The sequence below is a fragment of the Acidimicrobiia bacterium genome (assembly GCA_036271555.1).
Classification (GTDB): Bacteria; Actinomycetota; Acidimicrobiia; order IMCC26256; family PALSA-610; genus DATBAK01.
In genome coordinates, this window is sequence record DATBAK010000063.1 from 1 (window position 1) to 13,621 (window position 13,621).

General features: G+C 68.3%; 11 protein-coding genes. 1 reads left to right on the plus strand and 10 read right to left on the minus strand.

Annotated features, from left to right (window positions below):
- Positions 1–137 precede the first annotated feature (137 nt).
- The gene (locus tag VH914_15515) at positions 138–1,274 is read left to right on the plus strand and encodes a hypothetical protein (GenBank protein ID HEX4492616.1); all 1,137 of its coding nucleotides are present in this window, start codon (positions 138–140) and stop codon (positions 1,272–1,274) included.
- On the opposite strand, the gene VH914_15520 is transcribed toward VH914_15515, so the two are convergent.
- The 10 genes from VH914_15520 to nadC form a co-directional block, all read right to left on the minus strand.
- Positions 1,275–3,530, minus strand: coding sequence for a UvrD-helicase domain-containing protein (locus VH914_15520; GenBank protein HEX4492617.1), 2,256 nt, complete (start codon positions 3,528–3,530; stop codon positions 1,275–1,277).
- Between the two features lie 42 nt (positions 3,531–3,572).
- Positions 3,573–7,097 carry a TonB-dependent receptor gene (locus VH914_15525; GenBank protein HEX4492618.1) on the minus strand — a complete coding sequence of 1,175 codons (3,525 nt, stop codon included), beginning with the start codon at positions 7,095–7,097 and terminating at the stop codon, positions 3,573–3,575.
- A 15-nt stretch (positions 7,098–7,112) separates the two neighbouring features.
- Positions 7,113–8,267, minus strand: coding sequence for a hypothetical protein (locus VH914_15530; protein HEX4492619.1), 1,155 nt, complete (start codon positions 8,265–8,267; stop codon positions 7,113–7,115).
- A 376-nt stretch (positions 8,268–8,643) separates the two neighbouring features.
- Positions 8,644–9,132 carry a biopolymer transporter ExbD gene (locus tag VH914_15535; GenBank protein HEX4492620.1) on the minus strand — a complete coding sequence of 163 codons (489 nt, stop codon included), beginning with the start codon at positions 9,130–9,132 and terminating at the stop codon, positions 8,644–8,646.
- 3 nt (positions 9,133–9,135) lie between these two features.
- A complete protein-coding gene (locus tag VH914_15540) occupies positions 9,136–9,597 on the minus strand; it encodes a biopolymer transporter ExbD (GenBank protein ID HEX4492621.1) in 462 nt (153 codons plus the stop codon).
- A 37-nt stretch (positions 9,598–9,634) separates the two neighbouring features.
- Positions 9,635–10,321, minus strand: a complete 687-nt coding sequence (locus VH914_15545) for a MotA/TolQ/ExbB proton channel family protein (GenBank protein HEX4492622.1) — start codon at positions 10,319–10,321, stop codon at positions 9,635–9,637.
- 36 nt (positions 10,322–10,357) lie between these two features.
- Positions 10,358–11,077 carry a hypothetical protein gene (locus VH914_15550; protein HEX4492623.1) on the minus strand — a complete coding sequence of 240 codons (720 nt, stop codon included), beginning with the start codon at positions 11,075–11,077 and terminating at the stop codon, positions 10,358–10,360.
- Between the two features lie 125 nt (positions 11,078–11,202).
- A complete protein-coding gene (locus VH914_15555) occupies positions 11,203–12,351 on the minus strand; it encodes a hypothetical protein (protein ID HEX4492624.1) in 1,149 nt (382 codons plus the stop codon).
- Positions 12,352–12,359: 8 nt separating this feature from the next.
- Complete coding sequence (locus tag VH914_15560) at positions 12,360–13,118, minus strand: biotin--[acetyl-CoA-carboxylase] ligase (GenBank protein ID HEX4492625.1); 759 nt, start codon at positions 13,116–13,118, stop codon at positions 12,360–12,362.
- Positions 13,108–13,621, minus strand: a 514-nt coding sequence (nadC, locus tag VH914_15565; GenBank protein ID HEX4492626.1) for a carboxylating nicotinate-nucleotide diphosphorylase, incomplete at its 5' end; no start/stop codon positions are given. The genes nadC and VH914_15560, both read right to left, overlap by 11 nt.

Genomic DNA, 13,621 nt, shown 5'->3' on the forward strand with positions numbered 1-13,621 from the left:
CCATGACGTCGACCACCGGTCGCTGCCGTGGCTGGTCGCGGCGACGCCGCCCGGTAAGCCGGTGCCGCTCGAGCTCGTGCGCGACCGCGCACCGCTCGCGATCACGATCTCGACCGAGAAGATGCCAGAATGAGCTGGTGACGACGAGGACGGGACTGGTCGTCGCGGCGCTCGCGGGGTATGCGGGCTTCGTGTCGGCGGGTTGCTACCAGCGCGTCGCCGCGACCGGCGACGCCGGCAACGGCAGCAGCGGCGGTAGCGGCGACGGCGGCGCGCCGCTCGACACCCCGCTGCTCATGGGCTCGTCGTGCTTCGGCGACCCGTCGCTGTTCACGACGTGCGCGAACGTGACGCCCGGCGTGCTCGAGATCGCGGGCACGCTCGACACCACGAACTGCAAGACCCCTGAGGTCGCCGGCGAGATCCTGCACAACACCGGCTCGAACACGGCAGCCGCGTGCGTGTTTGCCGCGGACAGCCTGACGCTCACCGGCGTCGTCGCCACCGGCAGCCTGCCGCTCGTGCTGTACGGCACGAGCCGGCTGGAGATCTCCGGCCTGTCGGCGTCGAGCGGCAGCAATCGCGTCGGGCCCGGCGCGGACACCGACCAGGTGGCGTGCCTCGACTCGACCATCGCCGGGAACGGCGGCGGCGCGGGCGGCAGCCACGCGACGCTCGGCGGCCCGGGCGGCCAGGGCGCGGGCAAGGGCGGATCGGCGCAGACGGTGACCGGCTCCGGGCTCGTGACCGGCTGCAACGGCCAACCGCCGGGCGTCGAGCTCACGCAGGGCGTGCTGCCGGGCGGCATCGTGTACGCGGTGAGCGGCGGGATGCTGACCGGCACCGGCGTCATCGACGCCAACGGTCAGGGTGGTCGCGGCGGCGCGACCTCCGCGGGTGCGTTCGGCGGCGGCGCCGGCGGCCTGGTCGCGCTGTCCGCGATGGACTACCAGCTCGGGTCGATGGAGATCTGCGCGATCGGCGGTGGCGGTGGCGGTGGCGGGACCGCGAGCGGACCGGGGAGCGCGGCGATCGATCCGCCGAACATGTCGGTGCCGACGGCGGCGCCCGGCGGCAACGGCGGCCCCGGCGGCGGCGGCGCGTCCGGCGGCCCGGGCGCGAGCTCCGACAATGCCGCCGGCGGGGGTGGCGGCCCCGGCAGCGGCACGAACGGCGGCGGTGGCGGCGGCGGCGGGCTCGGCCACATCCTCGTCCTCCACGGCTCCGCGAACCCCGAGATCTCGCAGCCGACCGCGGAGCACCCCACGAACTAGTCAGTTCGCGACGCCGTCGGCCTGCAGGTAGCGCGCGAGCACCGTCATCCGGCCGGCGGCCGGGAAGTCGACGATGACCTTGCGATCCTTGCCCGCGCCCGACACCGCGATCACGCGGCCGGTGCCGTGGATGGCGTGCAGGACCTGATCGCCGGTGCGGAACGGCTCGGTCGGCGGCGCGTCGTGGTCGAGGTGATAGACCGGGTCGTCGTCGCCATGAGGCGTGCGCTGGTCGAAGTCGTCGCGCGCCGCGCGCATGCGCCGCGACGCCGCCGCGGTCGGCGCGAAGTTGCCGTCGAGGATGCGCGGCCCTTTCGGCACGATCGCCGCCGGCCGCTGCGGCACGGCGAGGCAGCCCGGCGGCAGGTCCGCGAGGAACCGCGACGGCCCCTGCACGCGGATCTCGCCCCACACGCGCCGCGTGCGCGCGTGCGTGAGCACCAGCCGCTGGCGCGCGCGCGTCAGCGCCACGTACGCGAGCCGGCGCTCCTCCTCGAGCGCCGCGTCCTCGCTCTGGCCGTCGCGCTCGCGCAGCGACGGGAACAGCCCGTCCTCGAGCCCGGTGATGAACACGACCGGCCACTCGAGGCCCTTCGCGATGTGGATCGTCATCAGCACGACCTGATCGCGATCGGGGCTCTGGTCGCCCGCCGACGACAGCGCGATCCGCTCGAGGAACGCGTCGATCGTCGCCGGCGCGCCGCCCTCGGTCTCGTCGTCGAAGTCGGTCGCCGTCGTCACGAGCTCGGCGAGGTTGTCGAGCCGGTCGCGCGACTCGCTGTTGTCGTCGGCCTCGAGCTTCGTACGCAGCCCGCTGCGGTCGACGATCTGGATGATCGTCTCGGCCACCGACGCGCCCTGGGCCACCACGTCGTGCAGCCCCTCGACGAGCTCGACGAACCCCTGCAGCTTGCGCCGCGCCGGCGCGCCGAGCCCGGCGATCTCGCCGCGCGCGGCCGACTTCGCGGCCTCGTAGAGCCCCCACCCGCTCGCGCGCGCCGCCGCGCGCAGCCGGTCGGTCGTGGTGTCGCCGATGCCGCGCGCCGGCACGTTGACCACGCGCTCGAACGCGCTGTCGGCGTTCGGGTTCGCGAGCAGGCGCAGGTACGCGACGACGTCCTTCACCTCCTTGCGCTCGAAGAACGACACCGCGCCCAGCACCTTCGCCGGCACGCGCGCCGCGCGCAGGTGCTCCTCGAGCACGCGCGACTGCGCGTTGGTGCGATACAGGATCGCGAGGTCGCTCGGGCTGAGCGGCCCGTCGTCGAGCAGGCGGCGGATCTCGCGCGCGACGAAGTAGGCCTCGCCGCGCTCGTCGCCGGCCGCGTGGACCTCGATCAACTCGCCCGCGCCGGCGTCGGTCCACAGCGCCTTGGCGTGGCGGTCGCGGTTGTGCTGGATGATGCCGTTCGCGGCGTCGAGGATGGTCTGCGTCGACCGGTAGTTGTGCTCGAGCTTGACGACCGTCGCGTCCGGAAAGTCGCGGTCGAAGTCGAGCAGGTTGCGCGGCTCGGCGCCGCGCCACGCGTAGATCGACTGGTCGTCGTCGCCGACCACGGTCAGGTTGCGCGTGGCCTCGGCGAGCCGGCTCACGAGGTCGTACTGGACCTTGTTGGTGTCCTGGAACTCGTCGACCAGCACGTGGCGAAACCGCGTGCGCAGCTTGTCGGCGGACTCGGTGTCGAACAGGCCGAGCGTCTTGAGCAGCAGGTCGTTGAAGTCGACCGCGTTCTCCTTCGCGAGCTGCGCCTGGTACATCGGATAGATGCGCTCGATGACGTCGTCGAACGCGCCGGTCTTCACCGACCGCGGGTCGACGCCTCGGTTCTTCGCGCGATCGAAGCGCGACAGCACCGTGCGCGCGGAGATCTGCTCGTCGAGGCCGGTCTCCTTCAGCATCCGGTCGACCAGCTTCATCTGGTCGTCGTCGTCGAAGATCACGAAGCTGCGGGTCAGCCCGACCGCGTCGCCAAACTTTCGCAGGAGGCGCGCGCAGGTCGAGTGGAACGTCCCGACCCACATCGCGTCCGCGCGCGTCCCGAGCATCGACCGCAGCCGCTGGCGCATCTCGCCGGCCGCCTTGTTCGTGAACGTGACCGCGAGGATCTCCCACGGCTCCGCCCCGGTCTCCACGAGGTGCGCGATGCGCGACACCAGCACGCGCGTCTTGCCCGTGCCCGCACCTGCGAGCACGAGCAACGGGCCATCGCCGTGCTCGACGGCGGCCTGTTGCTCCGGGTTCAGAGCGGTTGCCACACCAGCGGCGTAGCACACCGCCCTGACATCGATCCGGCTCGGTCAGAACGTCAGGCGCACGCCGATCCGGGCGCTCGCGGGAGCGTAGCGGACGATCGTGTTGTGGAAGTTCGGGTTCCGGCTGATCGGCGTCGGCGTCTCGACCGGCTCGTTGCTCTGCGTGACGATCGTGCGCGTCCAGATCAGGTCCTGGTACGTGCCGCCCGAGATCGGGTTAGCCGCCTGCTGACCGCCGTTGATGCGGAACAGCGGAGCGTACGTGTCGTCGTCGTAGAACGTGCCCTGCGCGTTGTAGATGTTGAAGATGTCGAAGAACACTTCGAGGTTCATGTTCCGCGGCAGCGCCTTGCCGTAGCCGGCGTGGACGTCGAGGCCGTGGGTGAAGTCGGTCCGACCGAGCTCGCCCTGCGGCAGCAGGTACGACTCGTTCTCGCCGTACAGGTAGTGCGCGCCGAGCGCGTTCTCCGGGATACCCGACAGCGCGCGGAACCGGATGCCGAGGGTCAGCGAGCCCTTCTGCTTGAAGTCGAACGTGTAGTAACCGTCGATCTTGATGTAGTGCGGGCGATCGGTCGGCAGCGGACCTTCGTGGTTCGCCAGCAGCTCGATGAGGTCGAACTGCGACGAGATGTTCGGGTCGATCTGGCCGTTGCCGTACGAGATCAGGCCGGGGTAGTTACCCTCGGTCTTCGAGTACGTGTAGCTGCCCTGCACGTAGAGGTGCTTGCTGAACCGGCGCGTCAGCGTGAACTGCAGCGCGTTGTAGTCGCGGGTCGGGTGGTCGAAGATCCGGATGCCGCGGAACAGCGTCAGCTCGTGCTGGAGGCGCGCCTTGTCGGTCGCGTCGGTGGTGCGGTCGATCTGGTTCTCGAGGTTCTTCTCGTCGTCCGTGCTCCACTCGCCGGGGTTCGAGATGATGTACGTGTTCGCGCCGTCGGTGGACACGTCCTCGATGACGCGGCCGAGCTGGCGGTTCTGGTACGTGACGCCGATCTTCAGATCGTCGAGCACTTCGTACTCGAGGCCACCGAGGATCTCGTCCATGTACTGGGCCTTGATGCCCGGCGCGACGAGATCGCCCGAGGCGCCGATCAGCTGCTGGCCGCGCGACGCCGAGTTGTTGACGTCGGCCACCGGCGGGGTCGGCGGGTTGGTCTTCGGGTAGTCGAACAAGCAGCCGGCCGGGTCGGGCGCGCCGATGCGCGGATCGACGGTGCCGCACTGGTTGCCCGTGCCGGAGCTGCTGAACTGCTGGAAGTACTGGACCTCGCCGCCGAACGAGCGCTCGTTGATGTCCATCGGGATGGACTCGTAGAACCGGCCCCAATTCGCGTAGATCTTGGCGCGGCCTTCCTTCGTCGGGTCGTAGATGAGGCCGATGCGCGGCGCGAAGTTGCCCTGGAGCACCATCGCGTTCTTGCCGAGGAAGTTGCCGGTCAGCGCGTCCTGCGTGTTCTGCAGGAAGTCCGCGTAGCGGAGCCGCTGCTCCTCGTAGCGAACGCCGTAGTTGAACGTCAGGTTCGGCTTGATCTGCCACGAGTCGCGCAGGTACGCGGCCCAGTTGAGCGTGTTGCCGAGGACCGTGGTGCCCGGCGAGCCGATCGTACCGCTGAGGAAGTCACACTTGCCGCGGTAGACGATGCCCTTCGTCGTGCTCGGCATCGGCGAGAACTGGAGCGTCGTCTTGCCGACGTCCGCCGGGTTCGGCGTGGTGCAGGTGTTGTCGAAGCGCGGGTCGGTGTTGTTCGCGCCGGTCAGCTGAGCCCACCGGTACATCTCGATGACGCCGGCGGCCTGATCGGTGATGTCGTACTGGCCGCCCGTGTAGAGGCGCGCCTTCTCCGAGATGTTGTCCTCGATGTCGACGCCCGCCTTGACCTCGTGGCTACCGGCCGCCTTGAAGCGCTCGGTGATGCCGAGGCGCGCGCTGCGGCGCTCCTCGCGGTCACGCTGCAGCCCGCCCGGGCCGCCGACGACGTACGCGCGCGACGACATCGGGCAGTTCGTGCTCGCGCGCTCGAGCGCGCCGCTGACCGGGTTGCCCATCGCGTCCGTGAGCACGGAGCCGTTGGTGCACTCCATGATGGTGCGCTGCGACTCCGACTTGAAGCCCGCGCCCCACACGCCGAGGTTCGCGGCCTGGCCGACGCCGTCCGTCAGGACGTTCTGGGCCTGGTCCTCGAACGCCGGGTTGATGGCGTCGCTCTTCACGTAGTCGCGGTGCCAGCCGACGATCGCCTCGATCTCGGTCTTGTTGTCGTTGAACTTCGACGTCCACTTGCCGGACAGGTCGGTCGTCAGGTCGCTCTGGTTGATCGCGGCGCCCTGATCGGCCGGGCCGAACACGTTCGGGATGTGCTGCGACGACGGCAGCGCCTGGAACGTCAACTGCCCCTGGTTCTCGGGGGTCGCGGCGTAGTTGATCTTGCTGAGGATGTTGTACGCCGACTGGGTCTGGCTGCGGATGTCGCTGTCGATGACGTCGGTGATGAAGAAGCCGGTCTTGGGGTCGACGTCGGGCACGCCGTCGGCGTTGCCACCGAGCGGGCGCGTGCGACCGTCGCAGCTCGACAGCTGGCCGTTCGGCAGCACGCTGCGGCAGTCGGTCAGCGTCTTGGTGAACCGATAGATGTCGGTCTGGCTGAACGCCGGCGCGAAGCCGACGAAGAACCACAGCTTGTCCTTGATGATCGGACCGCCGAGCTCGAAGCCGAAGTCGGCCTGGTAGTTCAGGTTCGGGATCGTGTCGATCGACGACGAGTTGATCGGCGTCGACTTCGCGTTCGCGGTCAGCTGGCCGGGCGACCAGTAGCCGAACACGGAGCCCTTGAGCTCGTTGCTACCCGACTTGGTGACGACGTTGACGACGCCACCCGTCGCGCGGCCGTACTCCGCGTTGTAGCCACCGGTGATGACCTCGATCTCCTCGATGAAGTCGTTGATGACCGGCGTGCCGACGGTGCCGTAGGTGAGGCCGGTCGTGTTGACGCCGTCGACGATGTACTGGTTCTCGAGCGAGCTCGAGCCCGAGAACGACACGCCCACGCCGTCGTTCTGCGAGCCGGCGGCGGCGCCGAGGGCGGCCTCGAACGTCCGGCCCGGGACCGGGATGTTCTTCAGGTAGTTCTTGTCGATCGTGATGCCCTGGTTCGTCGAGGTCGGGTCGATCGTCGGCGTCTTCGCCACGACCTTGATGACCTCGCCGCCGACCTTGGACGTGTCGATCGTCTGGAACACCGGGACGGTCTTCTCGATGCCGACGTGGATGCCGGACTTCTCGATCGTCGAGTCCTGGTAGTAGAACGTGATCAGGTAGTCGCCCGGCGGCAGGTCGGCGATCTTGTAGACGCCGTTCTCGTCGGTGAGCGCGGTCTGCGTCTGCGCGAGCGACGGCGATGTGATGATGACGGTGACACCCGCGATCGGGGCGGCCTTCTCGTCCTTGACCTGGCCCTGGATGGCGCCGGTGGTCGCCGACTGCGCGCGTGCTTCCCGCGTGTGGACCAGGCTGCCGGTGGCGAAGCCGGCGAGCCCGAGGCCTGCGATGAGGAGGTGCTTGGTAGACATGTTGGCGTGCTCCTCTTACGGGGCCGTGTGGAAGGGGATCGTCAGCGTCTGCGCTGCCGGCTCGCCGAACGAGTCGGTGATGGTCGTCGGGAAGACGAGGGTGTAGTCGGTGTCGGGGTCGAAACCGCTGCCGTTCGTCGGCGTGATCGAGAACTCGTACGGCGCGGTCAGCGCGACGACGACCTGGTTGTAGACGTTGCTACCCTCGAGGACCTGCGTGTTGCTGATCGACGTCGGGCTCAGCGGGATGGTGTCCGCCGCGAGCACCGAGATCACGTCGAGGCGCTGGACCGGCGTCCCGTCGAACGCGAGCGAGTTCACGCCGTGCGTGGCGCTGAACACCAGCGGCTCGGTGGTCATGTTCGCGGCCGTGGTGTCGCCCGGGGTGCAGCTCAGGTTTGCCGCCGCGACGCCCGAGCCGCCGAACCCGCCCACCGGCGCGCATGGACGCTCGCCCTTCTTGTCGATGACGGTCGGCGAGAACTTGAAGTTGCAGACGCTGTTCGTCGGCATGATCGACGGCACCGACGCCGCGCCGGCATCGAACTGGCGCGGCACGAGGACGATCGCCGGGCCCATGAGGTCGAACGGCGTGGGCGAACCCTCGGCGGGCTCCTGCTGGTCACCCGACGGCGTCCAGTAGCTGTTCGCGAGGTCGATCGGCACGTTGTAGACCGTGCCGCTCTTGCCGGTGCAGATGATCTCGACCGAGCCCTCGTGGAACTGCTGCTGGTCGGCCGCGCCGTCCTCGTTGGTGTCGAGCACGCCGACCGGCTCGCCCTGCTGGACCGCGATCGCCGAGCCGGCGATCTGTCCCGCTTCGCAGCCCGCCGGGTTCTGACAGATGCACACGGCGTTGGCGCCGGTGCAGGTCAGCGGCAGCACGTCCTGCGCGACCGCGCACTTCGCGATGTCGTCGGGCGTCGCCGCGACCGGCACGAACTGGAACGAGCCGTCGCGACACGACACGTCGTCGAGGAAGTTGCCGAGGAGCAGATCGCTCATGATCAGGCGGAACTTCTCGTGGGTCGCCGCGATCGCGAGCCCGGTGGTGTCCGGCGTGTCCGCCGTCGTCGCGTTGACGTTCGTGCCGAACGCGAACACCGGACGGGTGACGACCGTGCCGCTCCCCGAGGGCAACGCTTGGAAGGCGCGCACCTCGAAGATCATCGGGGGAAGGTTCGGATACAGATCTGTGGCGCTCGCCGTGTCAAGACACGCTGCCCCGAACAGGGCGAATGCGAACACGGTGAGGCGACTCGACGACGACGGCATAGGCAGGTTCCCCTATGAGAAAATCGACCGCTTGTACTAACCAGGTAAATGGCTGTCAAGCGTTCTATCATTGCGCCATCACAGCCGAACACGGCGATGCGATCACGGCGCGTGACAGACCCTCAGCGGCGGTCGCGGTCGCTGTCGCAGGCTAGCGGAGTAGCCAGCGACGCACCTGCGACGGCCGCACCTCGAGCGCGACTCCCCGACGCCTTCCCCGGGCCTGGCCAGACCCTGGCCAGACCCTACGCCTCACATGCGACGCCGGACGCTACTGCTTGTCGGGAGCGTCCGCGTTCTTGACCTTCAACGCGACCTTGATCTCGTTGTGGTTGTCGTCCGGCGGGGCGTTGTCGCTGGCGAGGCTGCGGATGGTGTCCATCGTCGACAGCACGCTCTTCCACTGCACGCCGTCCTCGAAGTCGACGAACACGACCTTGTCGGTGCCGACGTGCTGGGTCTTGAACTTGTCCGACAGGGTCTTGACCAGGTCGGAGAACTGGATCGGCGTGTCGTGGTCGCCGTCGTTGAACGTCATCGACATGTCTGCGTGGACCGTGATCGTGAGCTGGCTCGCGTTCGGGTCCGGCATCTCGATCTCGTTGTTCAGCTTTCGCGGAACCTCGAGGGTCTCCATCTTCATCACGATCGGCATCGCGATCAGGAAGATGATCAGGAGCACGAGCAAGACGTCGATCAGCGGGGTGACGTTGATCTCCGACTGGACGCCGCCCTTGTTGCCACCGGTTGACATCCCCATGGGTTATTGCCCCCCTTCGGTCGCGGCCTTGGCGACCGCGAGGTCGATGGCTTGCACACCCATGTGGACGTTCAGGTACGTCAGGACCGGGTACACCTTGTCGTAGGAGATCTCGCCGTCCGCCTTGAGATAGACGCGGCCGACACCCTCGGGGTTCTTCGGCGCGGCCCACGCGGCCTGGATGCGGTTCTCCATCTCTTTCCAGGTCGCCTCGGCGTTCGACGGGCCGATCTCGCTCTTCTCGATGTAGACCATGCCCTTGTTGTCGATCGACACGACCGGCTGGAGCTTGTCTTCCTCTTGCGAGTAGTTGTGCGCCTTCGGCAGGTCCACGTCGTACCCGCGGCCGGTCAGCAGCACCATCAGCATGAAGATGATGAGCAGCACCAGCATGACGTCGACGAGCGGCGTCACGTTGATGTCGTTGCGGACCGTGTCGATGTGGGCCTTCTTGTGGCCCGTCAATCGCCAGGTCCGTTTGCCTCCGGCAGACTTCACGAGCTTAGCCCCGACCCTCGCGCAGCACGTAGTCGATGAACTCGCTCGACACGTCGTTCATGTCGATGACGAAGGTCTCGACGCGCGACGTGAAGAAGTTGAACGACATGGCGGCGATGATGGCGATCGCGAGGCCGAGCGCCGTCGACACGAGCGCTTCGGAGATCTTCGGGCCGATGGCGCCGATCGCGACCGAGCCGCCCTTCAGCAGCTGGAAGGTTCCGAGGATGCCGACGACCGTGCCGAGCAGACCGATGAACGGCGTCGCCGACGCGACCGTGCCCAGGTACGACAGGCCTTTGCGCAGGTTCGAGGTCTCGCGTTCCTTCACGCGTTCGAGCGCTCGGTTGACGGAGTCGACGAGATCGAACTCGCCGACGTCATCTGGGCCCTCGGTTTTGAGGGCCTCCCGTCCCTGGAGCAAGGCTGATAGCCCCGACTCCATGACCTTGGCGACCGGGCTCTTCGGCATCGAGCGCGCCGCGTTGAGCGCGTCGCCGACCTTGTTCTGGCGCAGGTACTCACCGAGCGCCTGGACGTACCGGATGCTCTGGCTCGACGCCGCGCTGAACGCGAGGATTCGCTCGGCGATCACGTAGAACATGAACACCGACATGCCGACCATCCCCACCGTGATGATCTTCACGATGATGGACATGTTGTCCCAGAGCTCTACTAGATCGAGTCCCATTGCACTGTCCTTTGCTGCGCCTTGTGCCTGCTTCTACTACTTCTGCGAATAGATGAACGTCACGGCGGTGCACACGGGCACCGCCTTGCCGTTGACGACGTACGGTCGGTACTTCCACTGCGTGCGGATCGTCGACAGGATCTTCGCGTTGTACTGGTCGAAGCCGGTCGACTTGATCTGCCCGACGCTCGCGACGCTACCGTCGGTCGACAGGCAGAGCTTGAACGTCCCGATGATCTTGTCTTTGCCCGAGCGCGAGATCTCGGTCTTGGTGTTGTCGTCGGGGATGATCTGCGAGTCGCCGGCGATGCGCGAGCCCTCGAGGAGCTTCGGCGGCACGATCTGCGGCGGAGCCGGCGGCGGCGGTGGCGGCGGCGGCGGCGGCGGCGCGCCGAGCACGCCGTTCGGGTCACCACCGACGACACCACCCTCGACGCCACCCTCCACGCCGCCCTCTTCGCCGTTCGGCGTGCCCTTGTCTTCGACCGGCGTCGGCGTGTTCTTCTCGACCTTGACCGGCTGGACGATGTCCTTGACCTTGATCTTCTTCGGCTCGATGACCTGGGTCTGCGGCTTCGCGCCACCCTTGGGCGGCGGCGGTGGCGGCGGCGGCGGCGGCGCGACCGCGAGGTCGACCGACACCTTCGGCCGGTCGAGCATCTCGATGTCCCAGATCGACTTGATCCACATCGAGAAGAACAGCACGAAGTGGAGACCGACCACCGCGGCGAGCAGCGGCACGGCCCACTTGGGCATCTTCCGGTTATGACCAGCCGTGAAGTTCGAGAACATCGAACCTGTGCTGCTGGCGGCCCCCGCGGAGGCGGTAGCCGGATCGTTTGGTGTCGAGGTGGGCATCGGCGGTCTCCTTGTAGAGGCTATCAGCCGCCGGTCTTGGGTGATGGAATAGCCAAGCCCTGGGCCTTCTTCGCCTCATCGGCTAGAACGCGCGACTTGTGCTGAAGATCTTGCGCGGTTGCGCGATCGATCGCGGCCGCGAACGAGGCGCCCTGCGTCATCGCCCGGAAGTTGAAGATCGACGCCTGCAGGCCCACAAACTTCGGATTTTGCGGGGAAAGCTCGGCCGCCTTCTGGAGCGCGCCGATCGCGCGGTCGGCCAGCTCGATGGACTCGGGCTGCGACAGCGTCTTCGAGTTGAGCTTCGCCCACCCCACGTTGCCGATGAACTGGAGGGCGTTGATCTTCGCCGAGCTGTCGGTCGAGAGGTCGGCGACCTTGAGGTACCACTCGATCGACTTGCGCCAGTTGCCGGACTTGAGCTCGATGCCGGCCAGCGCGCCCATGATGTTGCCCTTGACCGCGGGGTCGGGCGGGTTCTTCTGGAGCAGGCCGGTCCAGTAGGCGATCGCCTTGTCGTACTGGTTGCTGTCGAGCCAGACCTGCGTCATCAGCGCGCGGGTCTCGGCGTCGTCATCGTGGGTCTGCAGCCACTTGTTGAAGTTGTCGGTGATCATGTCCGCGAGCGCCGGCGGCGTGATCGAGCACACCGACACGGCCTCGCAGGTCTGGCTCGACGGGCAGACGTTCTTCTCGTCGCACGGGACGAACCGCTGGTCGGCGCACTTCTCGTCCGCCTTGTGCTCGTCGTCCTTGAGGACGCAGGCGCGCATCTGCTGCGTGGTCGTGCCCGGCGTGGTCTGACAGGTCAGGGTGTCGGTCTTGTCGAGCAGGATCGGCTTGTCCGCGCCCGGCTTCAGCAGCTTCTGGAGCGCGAGGCCGAGGTTGTAGTGCACGATCGGATCGTCGAGCTCGGTCAGCGACTTCTCGTACTCGCCGGCCGAGTTGACGAAGCACGAGTCCTTGAACAGGCGATTGCCCTTGCGGATGCGGTTGCGCGCGTCGAGCCCGTTGCACGCAGCGAGCGTGCTCAGCGTGCCGAGCAGGCCGACGATCGCGACGATCCGTTTCATATCGGGCGCGTGAATATACATAGCGGGGCTAGGTGCATCAACCGCGTTGCTAGCTTGATGTGCTGGCGAATCGCGGCGTGCACGCGGCAGCTGCGACATCGCCGGAGTCAACCGCGCAGGACCTGGACATCGCCCGAGCGCACGCGGTGCAGGCGGCCGCGGGGATCGCGCAGCAGGAGCGCGCCGTCGACGTCGAGGCCCGCGACTTCACCGTCGAGCGGCGCGCCGTCGATCGTCGCGCGAGCGGCCAGTCCAGTAGCCATGCGCTGGTGCCACGCCGGGATGATCGCGGCGAGGCCGCCTGCCACGTAGCGATCGACCCACAGCGCGATGTTCGCGAGCAGCGAGGCCACAAAACGGTCGCGATCTAATGATGCGGTGCCGGCGGGTAGCGCGGACTCGAGCGCGATCGCGGTGTCGGGCTGGTCGGCGTGGGCGCGCAGGTTGACGCCGATCCCGGCGATCGCGGCGTCGAGCCGACCGCCCTGGCTCTGGGTCTCGACGAGGATGCCGGCGAGCTTGCGCGTGCCGACGAGCAGATCGTTCGGCCACTTGATGCGCGCGGGCGCGCCGGCGGCGATCGCGGCGTCGCACGCGCCGATGCCGATCGCGAGCGTGAGCGGCGGCACGTCGACGAGCGGCAGCGGCGGGCGCAGCACGGCGGACAGGTAGAGGCCGGCGCCCGGCGGCGACGCCCACGCCCTGCCGTCGCGCCCGCGGCCGGCGGTCTGGGCGTGCGCGATCACGACGGTGCCGTGCGCGGCGCCGGCGCGCGCGAGCTTCGCGGCCTCGTCGTTCGTCGACGCGCAGTCGGCGAGCTCGACGACGTGCGAGCCGAGCCAGCCGCCGCCCGAGCTAGCGGACATCGAGGCCGATGTCGACCGCGGGCGCCGAGTGCGTCAACGCGCCGACCGAGATCAGGTCGGCGCCGGCGCGCGCGTAGTCGGCGACCGTGGCGAGCGTGACGCCGCCCGACACCTCGACGAGGACGTTGCCGCGCGCGTGAGCCCGCGCCGCGGCGACCTCGACCTGCGCGACCGTCATGTTGTCGAGCAGCACGATGTCGGCGTTGGCGGCGAGCGCCTCGTCGAGCTGGCCGAGGTTCGTGACCTCGCACTCGACGCGCAGCGGGTGCGGCGCGCGCGCGCGCGCGGACTCGACGGCCGCGCGCACCGAGCCGCACGCGGCGATGTGGTTGTCCTTGATGAGGATGCCGCTGCCGAGATCGAAGCGGTGATTGCCGCACCCGCCGGCGAGCACGGCGGCCTTCTCGAGCGCGCGAAACCCCGGCGTGGTCTTGCGCGTATCGACGACGCGCGCGCGCGTGCCGGCGACGGCATCCGCGTAGCGCTTCGCGAGCGTGGCCGTC